The 19,213-nt window shown below is 70.2% G+C and carries 12 protein-coding genes; 4 read left to right on the top strand and 8 right to left on the bottom strand.

What is annotated here, in order from left to right; all coding sequences use genetic code 11:
* Positions 1-39: 39 nt before the first annotated feature.
* Positions 40-2,559, bottom strand: coding sequence for an ABC transporter permease (locus D8S75_RS11770; RefSeq protein ID WP_119966531.1), 2,520 nt, complete (start codon positions 2,557-2,559; stop codon positions 40-42).
* A 73-nt stretch (positions 2,560-2,632) separates the two neighbouring features.
* Positions 2,633-4,135, bottom strand: a complete 1,503-nt coding sequence (locus D8S75_RS11775; protein WP_232829029.1) for an ABC transporter substrate-binding protein — start codon at positions 4,133-4,135, stop codon at positions 2,633-2,635.
* 173 nt (positions 4,136-4,308) lie between these two features.
* Here D8S75_RS11775 and D8S75_RS11780 point away from each other — a divergent pair, with 173 nt between their 5' ends.
* Positions 4,309-6,360 carry a sensor domain-containing diguanylate cyclase gene (locus tag D8S75_RS11780; protein WP_119966533.1) on the top strand — a complete coding sequence of 684 codons (2,052 nt, stop codon included), beginning with the start codon at positions 4,309-4,311 and terminating at the stop codon, positions 6,358-6,360.
* 51 nt (positions 6,361-6,411) lie between these two features.
* Here D8S75_RS11780 and apbC read toward each other — a convergent pair whose 3' ends face one another.
* On the bottom strand, positions 6,412-7,503 hold the full coding sequence (apbC, locus tag D8S75_RS11785; protein ID WP_119966534.1) for an iron-sulfur cluster carrier protein ApbC: 1,092 nt from the start codon (positions 7,501-7,503) through the stop codon (positions 6,412-6,414).
* Positions 7,504-7,609: 106 nt separating this feature from the next.
* On the opposite strand from apbC, the gene D8S75_RS11790 reads away from it, so the two are divergent.
* Positions 7,610-8,188, top strand: coding sequence for a restriction endonuclease (locus D8S75_RS11790; RefSeq protein WP_442475541.1), 579 nt, complete (start codon positions 7,610-7,612; stop codon positions 8,186-8,188).
* A gap of 117 nt (positions 8,189-8,305) precedes the next feature.
* Positions 8,306-9,550, top strand: coding sequence for a patatin-like phospholipase family protein (locus tag D8S75_RS11795; protein WP_119966535.1), 1,245 nt, complete (start codon positions 8,306-8,308; stop codon positions 9,548-9,550).
* 186 nt (positions 9,551-9,736) lie between these two features.
* Here D8S75_RS11795 and D8S75_RS11800 read toward each other — a convergent pair whose 3' ends face one another.
* The gene (locus D8S75_RS11800; RefSeq protein ID WP_119966536.1) at positions 9,737-10,840 is read right to left on the bottom strand and encodes an SMP-30/gluconolactonase/LRE family protein; all 1,104 of its coding nucleotides are present in this window, start codon (positions 10,838-10,840) and stop codon (positions 9,737-9,739) included.
* A gap of 144 nt (positions 10,841-10,984) precedes the next feature.
* Here D8S75_RS11800 and metG point away from each other — a divergent pair, with 144 nt between their 5' ends.
* On the top strand, positions 10,985-13,066 hold the full coding sequence (metG, locus tag D8S75_RS11805) for a methionine--tRNA ligase (protein ID WP_119966537.1): 2,082 nt from the start codon (positions 10,985-10,987) through the stop codon (positions 13,064-13,066).
* A gap of 812 nt (positions 13,067-13,878) precedes the next feature.
* Here metG and D8S75_RS11815 read toward each other — a convergent pair.
* The 4 genes from D8S75_RS11815 to D8S75_RS11830 form a co-directional block, all read right to left on the bottom strand.
* Entirely contained in the window at positions 13,879-15,534 is a 1,656-nt protein-coding gene (locus tag D8S75_RS11815; protein WP_119966539.1) for an acetolactate synthase large subunit, read from the bottom strand.
* 71 nt (positions 15,535-15,605) lie between these two features.
* Positions 15,606-16,763, bottom strand: a complete 1,158-nt coding sequence (locus D8S75_RS11820) for an L-lactate dehydrogenase (RefSeq protein ID WP_119966540.1) — start codon at positions 16,761-16,763, stop codon at positions 15,606-15,608.
* Positions 16,753-17,643 carry a bile acid:sodium symporter family protein gene (locus tag D8S75_RS11825; RefSeq protein WP_119966541.1) on the bottom strand — a complete coding sequence of 297 codons (891 nt, stop codon included), beginning with the start codon at positions 17,641-17,643 and terminating at the stop codon, positions 16,753-16,755. The genes D8S75_RS11820 and D8S75_RS11825 overlap by 11 nt, the downstream gene beginning before the upstream one ends.
* 39 nt (positions 17,644-17,682) lie before the next feature.
* Positions 17,683-19,146, bottom strand: a complete 1,464-nt coding sequence (locus D8S75_RS11830) for a coniferyl aldehyde dehydrogenase (protein ID WP_198673195.1) — start codon at positions 19,144-19,146, stop codon at positions 17,683-17,685.
* Positions 19,147-19,213: the final 67 nt, after the last annotated feature.

Raw genomic sequence — 19,213 nt, forward strand, 5'->3', positions numbered from 1 at the left:
TACCATCAAGCGCCAGCAGCTATTAAAACAATAGTATTTCTACTCCGCTGCACGGCGCAGCGTGTCCACCACGGGGCGTTGCAGCACCTCGCGCAGGCCCCACCAGCCCGCCAGCAGCGCCAGCACGGCGCCGGCCAGGCCGCCGGCCAGGGGCACCAGGGGCGAGGCGGTCCAGGTGAAGTCGAACACGAAGCGCGCCAGCGCCCAGCCCACGGCCACGGCCACGCAACTGGCCAGCACGCCGGCGAGCAGGCCCACGCCGGCCAGCTCAGCGCGCTGCACGTCGCCCAGCAGGCTGCCGCGCGCGCCCAGGGCGCGCATGATGGCGTATTCGCGGGCGCGCTCCTCGCGCGTGGCGGTGACGGCGGCGAACAGCACCACCAGGCCGGCGGCCAGGGTGAAGCCGAACAGGAATTCCACCGCGCGCACCACCTGGTCGAGCACGCGCTGCACCTGCATCAGCGTGGCGCCCATGTCCACGTTGGTGATGTTGGGGAATTGGCGCACCAGGGCGTTGTCGAAGCCGGCGGTCTCGGGCGCGCGGTAGGCGGCGAGGTAGGTCACGGCCGCGCCCTCCAGGTGGTCCACCGGGAACATGACGAAGAAGTTGGCGCGCATGGAGCCCCAGTCCACCTTGCGCAGCGAGGTGATGCGTACCTCGTGCTGCACGCCCGCCATGTCGAAGCGCATGGTGTCGCCCAGTTTCAGGCCCAGGGTCTTGGCCAGGCCGTCCTCCACGCTGGCCGCGCCCTGTTCGCCGGGCGTCCAGCGGCCGGCCACCACCTGGTTGTGCGGCGGCTGCACGGCGGCGTTGGAGAGGTTGAATTCGCGCTCCACCAGGCGCTGGGCCCGGTCGTCGGCGTAGCTCTCGGGGCCGATGGGCTGGCCGTTCACGGCCACCAGGCGGCCACGGATCATGGGGTACCAGTCGTAGCGGCCAACGCCCGCGTCCTTCAGCGTCTGGCGGAAAGTGTCGGCCTGGTCAGGCTGGATGTTGATGACGAAGCGGTTGGGCGCGTCGGGCGGCGTGGCCTGGCGCCAGCTGGCGATGAGGTCGGTGCGCAGCAGCACCAGCAGCACCAGCGCCAGCAGGCCCACGGCCAGGCTGCTGACCTGCACCACGGCATAGGCCGGGCGCGCCGAGATCTGGCGCGTGGCCAGCACCAGCCAGCGCGGCGCGGTGGCCTCGTTCACGGTTTTGCGCAGCACCGCCACGGCCAGCCAGCTCAGCAGCGCGAACAGGCCCACGGCCACGGCGAAGCCGCCCACGGCGATGAGCCCAAGCTTGAGGTCGCTGCTGACCACGAGCAGCAGCGCCGCGAAGCCTGCCATGCCCAGGCCCAGCACGGCCAGCGAGGCCGGGCGCAGGGCGCCAATGTCGCGCCGGATCACGCGCAGCGGCGGCACCTGCGCCAGTTGCAGCACGGGCGGCAGACCAAAGGCCACGAGCAGCGTGAGCCCCACGCCCAGGCCCAGAGCGGCGGGCCAGGCGCTGGCGCCGGGCAGCGCCGATTCCACCAACCCGGCCAGCAGCACCACGAACACATGGTGCACGGCATAGCCCAGCAGCACGCCCAGCGCGCTGGCGGCCAGGCCCACGAGGATGAATTCCACCGCGTAGCTGCCGGCGATGGCGCGCTGGCTCTGGCCCAGCACGCGCAGCATGGCCGAGGCGTCGAGGTGGCCGGCGGCGAAGCCGCGCGCCGCCAGCGCCACGGCCACGGCCGACAGCAGCGCGGCCAGCAGCGCCACGAGGCTGAGGAATTTCTGCGCGCGGTCCAGCGTCTGCTTCATCTCGGGGCGGCCCGATTCGATCGATTCGAGGCGCACGCCGCGCGCGCTGCTGCGCTGCACCTCCTGCTCGGCCCAGGTGCTGAACTCGCGCACGGCGCGCGGCTCGCCCGCCACGGCGAAGCGGTAGGTCAGGCGGCTGGCGGGCTGCACCAGGCCGGTGGCGGGCACGTCGGCCTCGTTCACCATGACGCGTGGCGCGAAGGCCATGAAGCCGGCGCCCCGGTCGGGTTCGATGACGATGATGCGGGTGATGCGCAGGCTGGCGTCGCCCAGCAGCAGCGGGTCGCCCATTTTCAGGCCCAGGGAGTCGAGCAGGGGCGCATCCACCCACACCTCGCCGGGCGCGGGGATGTCGCGCGTGGTCTGCTCGGGCGCCCCGGGCGCGGCCGCCACGGTGAGGCTGCCGCGCAGCGGGTAGCCCTTTTCGACGCTCTTGAAGGCCACGAGGCGGCTGGCGCCGCCCTGGGCGTCGCTGGCGCGGCCCATGGTGGGAAAGCCCACGGTGGTCACCATTTGCAGGCCCAGCGCCCGCGCGCGCTGCACGATGGGTTCTGGCGTGGGGTTGTCGCTGGCCACCACGGCGTCGCCGCCGAGGATCTGCAGGGCGTCGCGCTGTAGGCCGCCCTGCAGGCGGTCGGCAAAGAAGGCCACCGAGGTGAGCGCGGCCACGGCCAGGGTCACGGCCACGGCGAGCAGGCGCAGCTCGCCGGCGCGCAGGTCGCGCAGCAGGGTGCGCCAGCCGAGCTGGAAAATCGAGAGGTTCATGGGTGCCTACCTTAGCGCAATTGCCCGTGGGGCACGCCTTGGCGGGGCTTTATGCGGCCGGAGGCAGCCCGCGTCACTCCCACCACATGGCGCCGACGTCGTGCACGAAGATGGGGTAGTTCATCCACACCCCGCGCAGCCCCTTGCGCGCCACGGTGCCGATCTGGGCGGCGAAGATCCAGGCGTTGACGGCGTCCTGCGCCAAGTGGCGCTGGATCTCGACCAGCAGCCGCTGGCGCTCGCGGGCGTTGGCGCTCTCGGCATGGCGCGCCACGAGACCGCGGAAGGCCGGGCTGTCGTAGCCGAAGTAGTACTGCGGGTCGGTGTAGATCTGGTAATCCAGCGGCTCGACGTGGTTGATCAGCGTGAGGTCGAACTGGCCCTTGAAGGTGCCCGCGAGCCATTGCGCCCATTCGACATGCTCCAGCTTGACCACGACACCCACCTTGGCCAGATCGGCCGCCACGGCCGGGCCGCCCATGCGGGCGTAGGGGGTGGGCGGCAGGGTCAGCGTCAGCTCCAGCGGGGTCTTGACGCCGGCCTCGCGCAGGAGCGCGCGGGCACGGTCCGGGTCGTAGGGGTACATGCCGGCCAGGTGCACATAGCCCGCGTCGGTGGGCGAGAAATGGCTGCCGATGGCCTTGCCCCGGCCTTCGAGCACTTCGCGGATGAAGGCCTCGCGGTCGATGGCGTGGGTGATGGCGCGGCGCACGCGCGCGTCGTCCAGGGGCTTGCGCCGATGGTTCAGCGCCAGCATGCCCTTGCCGCTGGACGAGCCGATGAGCACGTGGTAGCGGCTGTCGCCCCGGAAACGGCTGACGTTGTGCGTGGCGAAGTTGAAGAACATGTCGATCTCTCCCGCCTGCACCGCCGCCGCCTGCGCCACCGGGTCGTGGATGAAGCGGAAGGTCACGCGGTCGATCCGCACCTTGGCCGGCTGCCGGTAGCTGTCGGCCTTGGCGAGGGTGATGTGCTTGCCCCGGACCCACTGTTCGAAGCGGTACGGTCCGGTCCCCACGGGCCAGGTGGCGGCCTGGCCGGCGCTGTCGGGGTGCAGGATGACGGCGGTGTTCTCGCCCAAGCGGAACAGCAGGCTGGCGTCCGGGCGGGCCAGCACCAGGATCACGGTGCGCGGATCGGGCGTCTCGATGCGGGTGATGTTGTCGAACAGCGCCTTGCGCGCCTTGTTGGTGGAGCCCGGCGCCTTGGCGCGCTCGAAGCTGAACTTCACGGCCGACGCATCGAACGGCGCGCCATCATGGAAGCGCACGCCCTTGCGCAGCCGGAAGGTGTAGGCCTTGCCATCCGGGTCCTGGCTCCAGGATTCGGCCAGCAGGGGCGCGATGGCGCCGTTTTCCTCGATCTTCACGAGGCCCTCGAACACGTTGTAGTGCACCACCTCGCCAATCGAGGCGGCGGGCGCCATGGTGGGGTCCAGGCTGTCGGGCTCCAGCGAGATGTTGATGGACACCGCGCGCGGCACCGCATGCGCCAGGGCCTGGGGCGCCCAGCCCAGCCCGGCCAGGCTGGCGATGGCGATCAGGCGGTGGGCCAGGGCACGGCGGGTCAGTGGCACGGCGATATCCTTCGTGTCAAGCGGTGAAATGCGCTGATCGGCACCCGGTGTCCGGGCTCGATCTGGAACAAAGTGTGACATAGTCTTTTCGTTGCTTGCACCATTCGCCCGCATTCACGGAAAAAACACCCCGTTTTGCCCCTGCCCGCCCCGTCAACGCCTCTTCGGACACCATGCCGCCGTCTTCCGCCCCGCCATCCCGCCGCATACCCTTCCTGAGCTGGAAGGCCCTGCCGCTGCTGGCGATCGTGGTGCTGGCGGGCATGTTCTGGAGCGTCCAGAGCATCCACCAGGACCGGGAAAGGCGCTACCGCCACCAGGTCGAGTGGGAGTTGCAGGCCATCAGCCAGCTGCAGTCCAAGAGCGTGGCCGAGTGGCGCGAACGCCGCCTGTCGGATGCCATGGCGCTGACCGACGACACCCTGTTCGCGCAATCGGTGGCCCGGTGGCTGCAACAGCCAGTGGAGCCCCAGGCATCGCAGGTGCTCGACCGCCTGCGCACCCTGCAGGAGCGCGCGCGCTACACCGCAGTGTATTTGGTGGACACCCAGGGCCAGTTGCGGCTCTCACCCGGCGGCAGCGCCCAGGGCCCGTTGCCCGAGCCGGAACAGCAAGCGCTGCGGCGCGCGCTCGCGCAGGCCCAGGCCATGGTGGTCGAGCCGCGCCGCGACGCCTTTTTCGCCTTCCCCTTCTTCGGCCTGCTGGCCCCGCTCTTCGAGGACATGGTGCCGGTGGGCGCGGTCTGGCTGGTCAGCGACGTGCGCACCACGCTCTACCCTCTGCTGGAAAACTGGCCCACCCCCAGCACCACCGCTGAATCCGCCCTGGTGCTGCGCGAGGGGGACGAGGTGGCGTTCCTCAGCCCCTTGCGGCACCACGGCGACCCGCCGCTGTCCCTGCGCCTGCCCATGGGCCAGGGCAGCGACCCCGCGGTGCTGGCCGCCAACGGGGAGCGCGGCATCCTCTACGGGCGCGACTACCGGGGCGAGGAGGTGCTGGCCATGGTCAGCGCGGTGCCCGATTCGCCGTGGTACATGGTGACCAAAGTGGACATCGCGGAGGCCTTCAGCGACATCCGCGCCCGGGAATGGCTGGCCCTGAGCCTGCCCATCAGCCTGGTGCTGCTGTTCGCGGGTTTTCTGGCGGCCCACTGGCAATGGCGCGCCAGACGGCGCGAGCGGGCCCTGAAAACCGAGGTGGAGCGCAACATGCGCTGGCTCCAGAATGCACAGAAGGCCGCCTCGCTCGGCTACTTCGCCTACGACGTGGCGCGCGAGGAGTTCTTCATGTCGGACATGGCCAGCCAGATCTACGGCCTGCCGCCCGACGGGCGCATGCTGCTTTCGCAATGGGTGCGCCTGCTGCACCCCGAGGAACGCACGCAGATCCTCGCCGTGCACGACCAGGCCATGAAGCAGCACACCGCGCTGCGCACCCAGTACCGCCTCATCCGCCCCAGCGACCAGCAAGTGCGCTGGGTGGAAGTGTGGGGCGAATACGAAGTGGGCCAGGACAAGAACCTGGTCTCGCGCATGACCGGCACCGTGCAGGACATCACCGAGCGCAAGCAGGCCGAGGAACAGCTCGCCCGCTACCGCGCGGCCCTGGAGGCACAGGTGCGCCTGGACCCGCTGACGCATGTGGCCAACCGCCTGGCGCTCGACGAAGCCGTGGCCCGCGAATGGAACCGCGCCATGCGCAGTGGCGCCCCCCTGGCGTTGCTGATGATCGACGTGGACCACTTCAAGGCCTACAACGACCACTACGGCCATGTGGCGGGCGACCAATGCCTGCAGCAGGTGGCGCAGGCGCTGTCGCACGCCGTCGGGCGCGAAGGCGATCTGGCGGCGCGCTATGGCGGCGAGGAGTTCGCCGTCCTGCTGCCCGACACCGCCGTGCCGCAGGCCATGGCCCTGGCCGAGCGGATCTGCGGGGCGGTGCGCGCCCTGGGCATCGCGCACCTCGCGGCGCAGGGGCGGGACCATGTCACGGTCAGCATCGGCGTGGCCTGCATCCACCCCGGCGCCCTCGCCGCGTCCGACAGGCCCGTGGCCACGACACCGCCCACGTCCGGCTTCCCCAGCGCCACCGAAGTGGCCCAGGCCCTGTTCGAGCAGGCGGACACGGCGCTCTACAACGCCAAGAAGGCCGGCCGCGACCGGGTGATGGCCTGCCCGTCCTCCCCGATGCTGCTGCCCGCCCTCTCCCGCGCGTCTTCGTCCTAGCGCCTGTTCACGATCTTTTCAGGGCGCCCGCAGGGCCACGGAACGCCGCGCTCAAGTGCTCTTGCTGATCGAGATGGTGGGGAACTTAGCCGAGAAGTCCTTGGACTGGCGGGCGATCTTCGCGGCCACTTCGCGCGCGACCTGCTTGTAGATCCGTGCCACCTCGCCGCCGGGCTCGGCCACCACGGTGGGCTGGCCGCTGTCGGCCTGCAGGCGGATCTGCATCGACAGCGGCAGGGCGCCGAGGTAGTCCATGCCGTAGTCCTGCGCCATGCGGCGGCCGCCGCCTTCGCCAAAGATGTGCTCGGCATGGCCGCAGTTCGTGCACACATGCACGGCCATGTTCTCGACGATGCCGAGGATGGGCACGCCCACCTTCTCGAACATCTTGATGCCCTTCTTGGCGTCGAGCAGCGCGATGTCCTGCGGCGTGGTCACGATCACGGCGCCGGTGATCGGCACGCGCTGGCTCAGCGTGAGCTGGATATCGCCGGTGCCGGGCGGCATGTCCACGATGAGGTAGTCCAGATCCTTCCAGTTCGTCTGGCGCAGGAGCTGCTCCAGCGCCTGCGTGGCCATGGGGCCGCGCCAGATCATGGCCTCGTCCTGGTCCACCAGGAAGCCGATGGACATGACCTGCACGCCATGGTTGACCAGCGGCTCCATGGTTTTGCCGTCCAGGCTCTCGGGCCGGCCGGCGATGCCCATCATCATGGGCTGGCTGGGGCCGTAGATGTCGGCGTCGAGCAGGCCCACCGTGGCGCCCTCGGCCGCCAGCGCCAGCGCCAGGTTGGCCGCCGTGGTGCTCTTGCCCACGCCGCCCTTGCCCGAGGCCACGGCCACGATGTTCTTCACGCCCGGCAGCAGCTGCACGCCGCGCTGCACGGCATGGGCCACGACCTTGGTCACGATGTTCACCTGCACGCGCTCCACGCCCGCCACGGTCCGCGCGGCGGCCTCCAGGCTGGCGCGCAGCGCGCTCTCCTGGCTGCGGGCGGGGTAGCCCAGCTCCACGTCGAAAGACACGGCGCCGCCGTCGATGCGCAGGTTGCGCAGGGCGCGCGCGCTGACGAAATCCTTGCCCGTGCCGGGGTCCTGCACGGTGCCGAGGGCCGCCATGAGGCCCTGTTCGTTGATAGCCATTCCGATGTACTCCTGTGGGAGCGGTAGTCTATCGAACCGCACCGACCCCACTGGCTGCAGGACAATGCAGGCCCCGCACCGATCCAGCACCCCTCTGAGGACCCCCGTGAAATTCAAGATGTCGCCCAACTCGCTGTTCGCCATCCTGCTGCGCTCGCCGTGGTGGATCAGCTTCGCGCTGGTGGGCCTGTTCTCGCTGGCCGCCGCCGCCCTGCTGCCGCGCGAGTACGTGTACGCCGGCGTGCTGGGCACCTTCCCGTTCTTCGCCGTGGGCTGCGTGGCCGCCTGGCGCCAGTGGCACGCGCCCAGCGCCGCGCGCGTGGCGGCCATGCACGCGCAGTTGCAGGCCTGGCCCTGGCGCGATTTCGCCGATGCGCTGGAAGCCGCCTGGCGCTCCAACGGCCATGGCGTCGAGCGCCTCGCGGGCGGCGGCGCGGCCGACTTCGTGCTGACCCAGGACGGGCAGGCGCTGCTGGCCAGCGCCCGGCGCTGGAAGGCCGCGACCCACGGCGTGGAGCCGCTGCGCGAACTGCACGCCGCCATGCAGGCACGCGGCGCCCAGGCGGGCCTGTACCTGTTGGCCCAGGGCAGCCTGAGCGACAACGCCCGTCTGTTCGCGCGCGACCACGGCATCACCGTCGTGCAGGGCGACGCGCTGGCCGGCCTGCTGCTGGGCACCCGCTGATCTGCGGCGCCCGCGCAACGGCCATGGGGTTTCCCCAAGGCCGGCAGGGAGCACCCGCGCGCACACTCGGGGCAGGCACGGCCCCCTGCTCCGTGCAACCATGACCGCTCCGCCACCATGCCCACGCCCGCGCCCGCACCCTCCACCCCGCGCACCGGGCTGCTGCTGACCGGCGGCGGCGCGCGCGCCGCCTACCAGGTGGGCGTGCTCGAAGCCATCGCCGACCTGCGCCTGGCCTGCGGGGCGGGCAAGGAGCCCAACCCCTTCCCCATCGTCACCGGCACCTCGGCCGGCGCCATCAACGCCGCCGCTCTGGCCTGCGGCGCCGACCAGTTCGACCGCGCGGTGCGCCGCATCGTGCGCGTGTGGAGCAACTTCCACGCGCACCATGTCTACCGCGCCGACTCCCTCAGCGTGATGCGCAGCGGCGCGCGCTGGCTCACGCTGCTGTCGCTGGGCTGGGCGCTGGCGCGCTGGCGCCGCATGCGCCCGCGCTCGCTGCTGGACAACGCGCCGCTGGCGCAGCTGCTGGTGAAGATGGTGCCGCTGATGCGCCTGCCGCGCCTGATCCGCCAGGGCCATCTGCAGGCGCTGGCGGTCACGGCGTCAAGCTACAGCTCGGGCGAGCACGTGACCTTCTTCGAGGCGGGCGAGCGCCAGGACCCGTGGGTGCGCTCGCAGCGCCGCTCGGTGCGCGACCGCATCACGCACGAACACCTGCTGGCCTCGGCCGCCATCCCCTTCGTGTTCCCGGCCACGGCGATCGACGTCGAGGGGCACATCGAATATTTCGGCGATGGCTCCATGCGCCAGTCGGCCCCCATCGCGCCAGCCATCCACCTGGGCGCCGAACGCGTGCTGGTGGTCGGCGCGGGCCGCATGCACGAACCCAAGGGCGACGTGACGGCGGCGCTCTCCACCGGCTACCCCTCGCTGGCGCAGATCGCCGGCCACGCGCTGTCGAACATCTTCCTGGACGCGCTCTGGGTGGACGTGGAGCGCATGCAGCGCATCAACCAGACGATCTCGCTGATCCCGCCCGAGGCGCGCGCGCGCAGTGCGCTGCGCCCCATCGAGCTGCTGGTGATCGCGCCCTCGGAGCGCCTCGACGCCGTGGCCGCGCGCCATGTGGCCGACCTGCCCGCGCCCGTGCGCACCATGCTCGGCGCGCTGGGCGTCTCGTCCAAGAGCCAGGACGTGCGCAGCGCGGCGCTGGCCAGCTACCTGCTGTTCGAGCAGAACTACACGCGCGATCTCATGGCCCTGGGCCGCGCCGACACGCTGGCGCAGCGCGCGGCGGTGTGCCGGTTCTTCGGCTGGAACGACACCGGCGCCGAACTGCCTCGGAAGCCCAAGGCCTGACGCTACCCCACGCTCAACGGCACACTCTTGCTGGCGCTCACGGAGTCGTACGCCCTCGCGGCGCTACCAGCGAGGGCCAGGGCACCCGTGGAGCGGGCTTTGCCCGGCCACCGGGTGCGTCCCCCTGCCCGCAGTGCACAGCACTGCGAGAGCGGGGGGAAGGCCCACAGGGCCTCAGGGGGGTGCTCACTTCCCCAACCAGCCTAGGCCCTTGGCGTGCAGGCTCTGCACGTACAGGCGCTCGGGCGTCTCGGTGATGGCGGTGGTCTCGGGGTAGGCGCCCGAGGGGTCTTGCAGGTCGGCCACCACCTTGCCGTCCTCGGTGAAGGCGATCACATGGCCGTAGGCCTTGGGGATGGGCCAGAGTGCGCGCGGCAGGCGCAGCGTCAGCGCGCGCAGCCAGGGCTTGCCGGCCATGCCGTCGATGGTGGGGTTGCGCGGCTTGGCGAAGCCTAGCCAGATCTTTCCGTCCAGCCCGCGCATGAGGTTGTCGGGGTAGCCCGGCAGGTTGTCCAGCAGCACGCGGGCCTGGTCGCCTGCGCCCTGGGCGATGTCGAGGTCCTGCGCGTCCACGGCGATCTTCCAGACGCGGTACTTGCCGGTTTCGTTGACGAACAGGTGCTGCTCGTCGCTGCTCAGCGCCACGCCGTTGGCGAAGCTCAGGCCCTTGGCCACCACGCGCACCGCGCGGCTGGCCGGATCGTATTCGAGCACCCGGCCGGTGGCCGCCTGCTCCAGGATGTCGAGCACGCTGGCCTCGAAGGTGCCGCCCCAGTCCTTGGGGGCGAAGCGGGTGGAGGCGTCGCTGAGGTAGATCTTGCCGTTCTTGGCCACCACCACGCCGTCGGCGTAGCGGATCGGGTCGTCGCCCACGCGGTCGGCCAGCAGCTGCACCCGGCCTGCGGGCGACACCGACAGCAGGCCCTTGACGGCGTCGGCCGCGATGAGGTTGCCCGCCGCGTCGAAATCAAAGCCCAGCACCCGACCGCCGGTGTTGATGAACACCTCGCTGTCGGAACCATCGGCGTTCATGCGCAGGATATTGCCGCTGAGCACCGTGGTGTAGAGCTTGCCGTCCTTGCCGATGGCGATGTGCTCGGGGCCGACCTCGCCGCGCAGGTCGATCATCCGCAGGTTCGCCAGGCGCTGGTTGGGCGCGTGCGCGCCCTGGTAGCCGGGCGCCGCCGGCGCCTGCCAGGCCACGGGGGCGATGGGCACGGGCCAGGCCAGCAGGTAGGCCAGGCCGGCCAGCGCCACGGCGCCCACGGTGATGAGCAGTTTCTTGATCATGGTTGTCTCCTCGGTGGTCTTGTTGTGGCGCGGATTGTGCCCAGGGCGCCCGGCCCTTGCCCAGGCCCGGCTGACGCCTGGGCGACGCGCCCGTAAAATCAAGGGTTCCGCCAAAAAGGCGAATCCGCTTCGAGAGCCGCTCCCATGCCCGCACGCAAACTCTTCGTCACCACCGCTCTGCCCTACGCCAACGGCAACTTCCACATCGGCCACATCATGGAGTACATCCAGGCCGACATCTGGGTGCGCACGCAGCGGCTGCTGGGGAACGAGGTGAACTTCGTCGGCGCCGACGACACGCACGGCGCGCCGATCATGATCGCCGCCGAGAAGGCCGGCAAGACGCCGCAGCAGTTCGTGGCCGACATCGCCGCCGGGCGCCAGCAGTACCTCGACGGCTTCCACATCCAGTTCGACAACTGGCACAGCACCGACGCGCCCGAGAACCACCAGCTCGCGCAGGACATCTACCGCGACCTCAAGGCCAACGGCCTGATCGAGACGCGCACCATCGAGCAGTTCTTCGACCCCGAGAAGAACATGTTCCTGCCCGACCGCTTCATCAAGGGCGAATGCCCCAAGTGCCACGCCAAGGACCAGTACGGCGACAACTGCGAGGTCTGCGGCGCCGTGTACGCGCCCACCGACCTCATCAACCCCTACTCGGCCCTCTCGGGTGCCAAGCCGGTGCTCAAGCACTCGGAGCACTTCTTCTTCAAGCTGTCGGACCCGCGCTGCGTCGCCTTCCTGGAAGACTGGACGCAGGACGGCCGCCTGCAGACCGAGGTGGCCAACAAGGTGCGCGAGTGGTTCACCGTGCGCACCAACCCCGACGGCACGCAGAGCGAGGGCCTGGGCGACTGGGACATCTCGCGCGACGCGCCCTACTTCGGCATCGAGATCCCCGACGCGCCGGGCAAGTACTTCTATGTGTGGCTCGACGCGCCCATCGGCTACCTGGCCTCGCTGAAGAACCTGCTCGAAAAACGTGGTGAGGATTACGACGCCTACATGGCCGACCCGGCGCTGGAGCAGTACCACTTCATCGGCAAGGACATCGTCACCTTCCACACCCTGTTCTGGCCCGCCACGCTGAAGTTCAGCGGCCGCAAGGTGCCCGATTCGGTGTTCGTGCACGGCTTCCTCACGGTGAACAACGGCGAGAAGATGAGCAAAAGCCGCGGCACGGGCCTGGACCCGCTCAAGTACCTGGGCCTGGGCATGAACGCCGAATGGCTGCGCTACTACCTGGCCACCAAGCTCAGCAGCCGCAACGAGGACATCGACTTCAACGCCGAAGACTTCATGCTGCGCGTCAACAGCGACCTGGTCGGCAAGTACATCAACATCGCCAGCCGCGCGGCCGGCTTCATCAGCAAGCGCTTCGGCGGCCAGCTCGGCGAGGTGTCGGCCGACGGCGACGCGCTGCTGGACCACCTGCGCACCGTGGCGCCCTCCATCATCGAGCTGCTGGCCGAACGCGAATACGGCAAGGCCCTGCGCGAGACCATGCTGCTGACCGACCGCGTGAACGCCTACGTGGACCAGAACAAACCCTGGGAGCTGGCCAAGCAGGAAGGCATGGAAGGCCGCCTGCAGGACGTGTGCACCACCTGCATCGAAGCCTTCCGCCTGCTCACCATCCTGCTCAAGCCCGTGCTGCCGGCCCTGGCCGCGCAGGTCGAGGCCTTCCTGAAGGTCGAGCCTTTCACCTTCGCCAGCGCCCAGGCCATGCTCGGCAAGGGCCATGTGATCGGCGAGTACAAGCACCTGATGCAGCGCGTGGACGTGAAGCAGCTTGATGCCTTGTTCGAGCCTCCAGCCCAGGCTCAGCAAGCGCCAGAAGCTCCTGAAACCGTAGCACCCGGCGGCGAGGAACTGGCCCCCACGATCACCATCGACGACTTCGCCAAGATCGACCTGCGCATCGCCCAGATCGTGAACTGCGAGGCCGTGGAAGGCTCGACCAAGCTGCTGCGCCTCACGCTCGACGTGGGCGAGGGCCGCACGCGCAACGTGTTCTCCGGCATCGCCAGCAGCTATCAACCCGCCGACCTGGTGGGCAAGCTGACCGTGGTGGTGGCCAACCTGGCGCCGCGCAAGATGAAGTTCGGCGTGTCCGAGGGTATGGTGCTGGCGGGCAGCCATGCGGACGAGAAGACGAACCCGGGGATCTACGTGCTGAACCCGTGGCCTGGGGCGACGCCAGGGATGCGGGTTCGTTGATTTTTTGGCCTCTAGCGCTTTCTAGTATTGCGCTGGCAGCTATCTTTTTGATAGTTTTCGGCGTGCCTGGATTGAGGGCGGAGGCCGGGTCTCGCCCCGGCGGGCGAGGTACTTGTTCTTTGCTTCGCCAAAGAAAAGTACCCAAAAGAAAGGCGACCCTCAGTCTGCGACCCCTTCGCGTTGCGAAGGGGCAAACCTGCGCCGGTGCGCTTGCGGGGTGCGCCGTGGAACTCGCTACGCGCTGGCGCGCTGCGCTCGAACAACCACGGCGAGTCAGTTGACGAAGCATGCGCGCTCCGACGCGCATGCCACCCCACAACCACCCCGCCGCAGGCGCAGCCACAAGGGGTTGAAAACCACACGGGCCATCGCTGCGCTCGGCCTGGCGCTCGCGGCGCAAAGCGCCAGCGCCTCTCGGGGCCGAGCGCAGCGATGGCCCGTGTGGCTGTTCGATGGGTTCCCTTCTGGCCGTGCCGAGAAGCGCAGCGCAGGGGGTGGGCATGCGTGCCGAAGGACACGCATGCTTCGTGCTCTGGCTTGCCGTGGTTGTCCGAACGGAGCGCGCCAGCGCGCAGTGAGTTCCACGGCGCACCCCCTGCGCGAGCATCGCAGGTTGCCCCGGAGCGAAGCGCAGGGGTCACGGACAGTAGGGTCGCCTTTCTTTTGCTTACTTTTCTTTGGCGAAGCAAAGAAAAGTGAGTCGCCCGCCGGGGCGACATCCCGGCCTCCGCCCTCAACCAAGCAACAGCCACTAGCTACGAAAACAATAGCTAGCACCGCATGCCCATCCAGCCCCAAACGCCAAAAAAGCCTTAAGGAGCAATCTTCCGCTTGAGCGCCCGCGCCACCGGCTGCGGCAGGCTCGGCAGCGAGCGCAGCAGCCACGGCAACAGCTTGCGCTTGAGCCCGCTGAGCGACTGCGGCACCATGGCCTCGATCAGGTGCGGCCCGGGCGTGGCCAGCGCCTGCTCCAGCGCCCAGACGAATTCCTCCGCCGTGGTGGTGCGCACCCCGCGCACGCCCATGCCCTGCGCCAGGTGCGCGAAATTGAGCTCCGGCCCGGCCAGGTCGAGCTGCGACTTGGCCTTGGCGCCCACCTCCTCGGCGCCCACGCGCTCCAGTTCCACATTCAGCACCGAATACGAGGCGTTGTTGAAGATGATGGACACCACGTTGAGCCGCTCGCGCGCCATGGTCCACAGCGCCTGGATGGTGTACATCGACGTGCCGTCGCCGATCAGCGCCAGCACCGTGCGCTGCGGACAGGCGATGGCCGCGCCCACGGCGTTGGGCAGGCCCTGGCCGATGGCGCCGCCCGTGAGCGTGATGAGGTCGTGGCGCGGCGCGCCGGCGGTGAAGGGGCCGAGCATCAGCCCCGAGGTGATGGCCTCGTCGATGACGATGGCGTTCTCGGGCAGCAGGTGGCCCACGGCCTTGCAGACCTTCTCGGCGGTGAGCTTGCCGCGCGGGCGGCCCGGGCGGGCCGGTGCCTGCAGCGTGGGCTGCGCCTGGGCGGCGCCCAGGGCCTGGGCGAGTTTTTCCAGGCTGGCGGCGGCGTCCTGCTCCGGCGTGGCCAGCGTGTGCACGGTGCAGCCGTCGGGCACCAGGTAGCTCTTCTTGCCGGGGTAGGCGAAGAAGGACACGGGCGCCTTGGCATCGACCAGCACCAGGTGCTCGATGCCGGCGAGCTGCACGCCGGCCAGCTCGGCCAGGTAGGCGATGCGCTCCACGGCGGGCAGGCCCGCGCCGCGCTCCAGGCGCGTGGGGAACACCTCGGCGAACACCTTCACGCCGCTGTGCGCGGCGATGCGCGCGGCGGCCCGCAGGCCGGGCTCGCGCAGCGCCTGCCCGCCCAGCAGCAGCGCGGTCTTGCCGCCCGCGCGCAGGGCCTGGGCGATGGCCTGCACCGTGGCGTCGTCCGCCGCCTGGGGGCGCGGCGCCGGCGGTGGCGTGCAGGGCGCGCCGCCCTCGCCCCAGGACACATCGGCCGGCAGGATCAGCGTGGCCACCTGGCCCGGCAGGCCGCGCGCGGCGGCGATGGCGTCCACCGCGTCCTGGCACAGCGCTGCCGTGCTCTGCGAGGTGCGCACGAAGCCGGGCGAGACATTGCGCGCCACGGTCTCGATGTCGGACTGCAGCTGTGCGTCGTACTGCGTGTGGGTGGTGGCGTGGTCGCCCACGATGTTGACCACGGGCACCTTGCCCTTGCGCGCGTTGTGCAGGTTGGCCAGGCCGTTGCCCAGGCCGCAGCCCAGGTGCAAGAGCGTGGCGGCGGGCTTGTCGGCCATGCGCGCGTAGCCGTCGGCCGCACCCGTGGCCACGCCCTCGAACAGGGCCAGCACGGCGCGCATGCGCGGTTCGCTGTCGAGGGCGGCAACGAAGTGCATCTCGCTCGTTCCGGGGTTGGTGAAGCAGACCTCAACGCCGGCATCGGCCAGGGTCTTCATCAGGGCTTGTGCGCCGTTCATAGGGAATCTCCTTGCTACTGTATGTATAGCTGCTGGCGCTTGACAGGTAATCGCTGCAGCCGTTTTTCCTATCAATCCGCGTCGAGGTGGCCGGGGCCGATGTCGGCGATGCGGGTCACGCCGGCCAGCGTCATGGCCAGCAGCAGTTCGCGCTGCAGCGTGGCGAGCAGGCTGCGCACGCCAGCCTCTCCGCCGCCCGCCAGCGCCCAGACCCAGGGCCGGCCAATGAGCACGCCGCGCGCGCCCAGCGCCAGGGCCTTGAAGAGGTCCACGCCGCTGCGCACGCCGCCGTCCACCAGCACCTCGGTCTGCCCGCCCACGGCCCGGGCGATGGCGGGCAGCTTGGATACGGACGAGGCCACCGCGTCGAGCTGGCGCCCGCCATGGTTGGAAACAACGATGCCATCCGCGCCCACGGCCACGGCGGAGCGCGCGTCCTCCACGTCGAGGATGCCCTTGAGTAGCAGCCGGCCCTTCCAGTGGCCGCGCAGCCATTCGATGTCTTTCCAGGTGACACTGGGATCGAACTGCGCGTCCACCCAGGCCTTGAAGGCGTTGAGATCGCGCGCGCCGGGCACCTGCTCGGCGAGGTTGCCGAACAGCAGCGGCTTGCCCTGCACCGCCACGTCGGCCAGCCAGCCCGGGCGCGCCAGCACCTGCAGCGCCTTGATGAGCGCCGGCCGCGCGCCCTGGGCCGCCATGCCGTGGCGGATGTCGCGGTGGCGCATGCCGGTCAGCGGCAGGTCCACGGTAAAGACCAGGGTGCGGCAGCCGGCGTCCCAGGCGCGGTCAAGCAGCGCGCGCACGGCGCCGCGGTCGCGCAGCATGTAGAGCTGGAACCAGAACGGCGCCGGTGCGGCGGCCCGCACCTCGGCCAGCGGGCAGATGCCCACGGTGGACAGCGTGAACGGCACGCCCGCCGCATGCGCCGCGCGCGCGGCCTGGGCCTCGCCTCGGCGCGCCACCATGCCGGCCAGGCCGATGGGCGCGAGCGCCAGCGGCAGGCTGCAGCGCTGGCCGGCGAGCGGGGCCGAGGTATCGACGCGGTCCACATCCACCAGCACACGCTGGCGCAGGCGCACGGCGGCGAAGTCCTCCACGTTGGCCGCCAGCGTGCGCTCGTCGCCGGCGCCGCCATCCACGTAGTCGAACAGGAAGCGCGGCAGGCGCCGCTCGGCGAGGCGGCGCCAGTCCTGCGCCGTGGAGGGGTAGCGCAGCTCAGGCAGCATGGACGGCCTCCGGGGCGCGGCCACGGCCGAAGCGCCGCATCGCCAGGGCGAACACCAGGCCGCCGGCGTACATCAGCACGCCATACAGCGCACCCGGGATGGCCATGGCGTCGTCCTTGAGCACGGTGCTGGCGATCACCAGCGACAGCGCCGCGTTCTGCACCGCCGTCTCGATGCCCAGCGTGACCGACTGGCGGTAGGACAGCCGCGCCAGCCAGGCCACGGCGAAGCCCAGGGCCAGCATGCTGACGTTGAGCACCACGGCGAACGGCGCCAGGGTCGTGAAGTTGTCGCGCAGCAGCGCCCAGTTCTTGGCCACGGCCAGCACCACGATGAGCACGAACAGCACCGTGGCCACCCGGGTCGCGCGCGGCTCGAAGCGCAGCGCCCAGGCCGTCCAGCGGTGGCGCGCCGCCATGCCCAGGCTCACCGGCACGCCCAGCACCAGGGCCACCTGGCCCATCATCTGGCCCACGGGCACATCCACGGCGCGCGCCGCGCCGAGAAAGTGGCCCAGCGCCCAGGTGACGATGAGCGGCAGCGTGAAGATGGTGAGCACGCTGGCCACGGCGGTGAAGCTCAGCGCCAGCGCCACGTCGCCGCGCGCCAGGTAGGTCAGCAGGTTGGAGGTGCTGCCCGTGGGGCAGGCCGCCAGGACCATGAAGCCCACGGCGAACACGCCGCCCATGCCCAGCAGCGTGAGCATGAGGTAGCAGGCCAGCGGCAGCAGCACGAAGTGGCAGGCCACGCCCACCAGCAGCGCGCGCGGCTGCGCCAGGATGCGGCGGAAGTCGGCCGGCGTGAGGCCCAGACCGAGCGAGAACATGATGAACGCCAGGATGAGCGGCAGCAGCACGCTCGACACCAAATCCCCTTGCATGGCTTGTCTCCTTGGGTTGTGCGGTGGGTGGCGGCGCGCTCAGCGGCTGCGCCAGAGCATCACGTCGAGCACCTTGCCCGCCAGCCCGGCATAGGGCGGCAGGAGGAAATCGACCGTGTGCAGCGGCCCCTGGCGGAACACCGGGCGCAGCTTGGAGAAGGTCAGGAAGCCCTCGCGCCCGTGGTAATGCCCCATGCCGCTGGCGCCCACGCCGCCAAACGGCAGGTGGTGCTGGCCGGCGTGCAGCAGCGTGTCATTGAGCGTCACGCCACCCGACAGGGTTTGGCCCAGGTAGTAGTCCTGCAGGCCGCGCTCGTGGCTGAACAGGTACAGCGCCAGCGGGTGGGGCCGGTCGTTGACGTACTGCACCACCTCTTCCTTGCTCTTGTAGCCGCGGATGGGCAGCAGCGGGCCGAAGATCTCGCGCTGCATCACCTGCATGCCGTCGTGCACGCCCAGCAGCGCAACGGGCGGCATGATGCGCCGCGCCGCGTCGCCCTGCTGGCCGGGGCACAGGGGGATGGCCTGCGCGCCCTGGGCGATGGCATCCGCCAGCATGGCCTGCAGGCGGTCGTACTGGCGCTGGTCGATGATGGCGGTGTAGTCGCCATTCGTCAGCTGCGGGTAGCGCCGTGCCACGGTGCGCTGCGCGTGGGCGATGAAATCCTGCTCCTGGCCTTCGGGCAGGAACAGGTAGTCCACGTTGGTGCAGATCTGCCCGGCGTTGAGCATCTTGACCCACAGGATGCGCTCGGCGGCCTTCTCCAGCGGGTAGTCGGGCGCGACGATGGCCGGCGACTTGCCGCCCAGCTCCAGCGTCACGGGCGTGAGGTGGGCGGCGCAGTTGGCCATCACCGCCTTGCCGGTCTGCGGCGAACCGGTGAAGAACAGGTGGTTGAACGGCAGTTGCGTGAACAGCGGGCCCAGCGACTGCCCCGGCCCGGCGTCCGCATCGGCAAACACGCTCACCTTATCGGCCGCGAAGTAGCGCGGCAGCAGGCCTTGCAGCAGGCGCGCCAGGTGGGCGGAGTTTTCCGACATCTTCACCATCACCCGGTTGCCCGCCGCCAGCGCGCCGATCATGGGCTGCACGGCCATGGCGATGGGGAAGTTCCACGGCACGACGATGCCAACCACGCCCAGCGGCTGCGGCTGCACCCAGGCGCTGGCCAGCGGGTACTGGGTGATGTCGAGCGGGCGCCTTTGCCGTTTCATCCAGCGCGGCAACTGGCGAATGGCGTCCCGCGCCGCCTCCTGGCCTTGCAGCAGCTCGGTCATCAGGGTCTCGAAGCGGCTGCGGCAGCCGAAATCCTGGTTCACGGCCTCGACCAGCGCCTCGCGGTTGTCCACCAGCAGGCGGTGCAGGGCACGCAGGTCGGCGCGGCGCTCGGCCAGGCTGGGGGCGCGGTTTTTAGCAAAGGCGGCGCGCTGCGCGGCGAAGCAGTCGCGCAGCGGGGCCGGAATGTGTGGCGCCAGGTCGGCCATGGGGGGATTGGTGCTCATCGCGTTGCTTTCTGGACGGGTGTCATGGCGCCGGCGGCGGTACGGACCGGCGCGGGGTGTGCCGACC

Source organism: Simplicispira lacusdiani (genome assembly GCF_003604195.1).
Classification (GTDB): domain Bacteria; phylum Pseudomonadota; class Gammaproteobacteria; order Burkholderiales; family Burkholderiaceae_C; genus Simplicispira; species Simplicispira lacusdiani.

Excerpts from the sequence above, each read along its gene's own strand:
- D8S75_RS11770 (WP_119966531.1), bottom strand. The coding sequence starts at position 2,559 with ATGAACCTCTCGATTTTCCAGCTCGGCTGGCGCACCCTGCTGCGCGAC.
- D8S75_RS11780 (WP_119966533.1), top strand. The coding sequence starts at position 4,309 with ATGCCGCCGTCTTCCGCCCCGCCATCCCGCCGCATACCCTTCCTGAGC.
- apbC (WP_119966534.1), bottom strand. The coding sequence starts at position 7,503 with ATGGCTATCAACGAACAGGGCCTCATGGCGGCCCTCGGCACCGTGCAG.
- D8S75_RS11795 (WP_119966535.1), top strand. The coding sequence starts at position 8,306 with ATGCCCACGCCCGCGCCCGCACCCTCCACCCCGCGCACCGGGCTGCTG.
- D8S75_RS11800 (WP_119966536.1), bottom strand. The coding sequence starts at position 10,840 with ATGATCAAGAAACTGCTCATCACCGTGGGCGCCGTGGCGCTGGCCGGC.
- metG (WP_119966537.1), top strand. The coding sequence starts at position 10,985 with ATGCCCGCACGCAAACTCTTCGTCACCACCGCTCTGCCCTACGCCAAC.
- D8S75_RS11815 (WP_119966539.1), bottom strand. The coding sequence starts at position 15,534 with ATGAACGGCGCACAAGCCCTGATGAAGACCCTGGCCGATGCCGGCGTT.
- D8S75_RS11820 (WP_119966540.1), bottom strand. The coding sequence starts at position 16,763 with ATGCTGCCTGAGCTGCGCTACCCCTCCACGGCGCAGGACTGGCGCCGC.
- D8S75_RS11825 (WP_119966541.1), bottom strand. The coding sequence starts at position 17,643 with ATGCAAGGGGATTTGGTGTCGAGCGTGCTGCTGCCGCTCATCCTGGCG.
- D8S75_RS11830 (WP_198673195.1), bottom strand. The coding sequence starts at position 19,146 with ATGAGCACCAATCCCCCCATGGCCGACCTGGCGCCACACATTCCGGCC.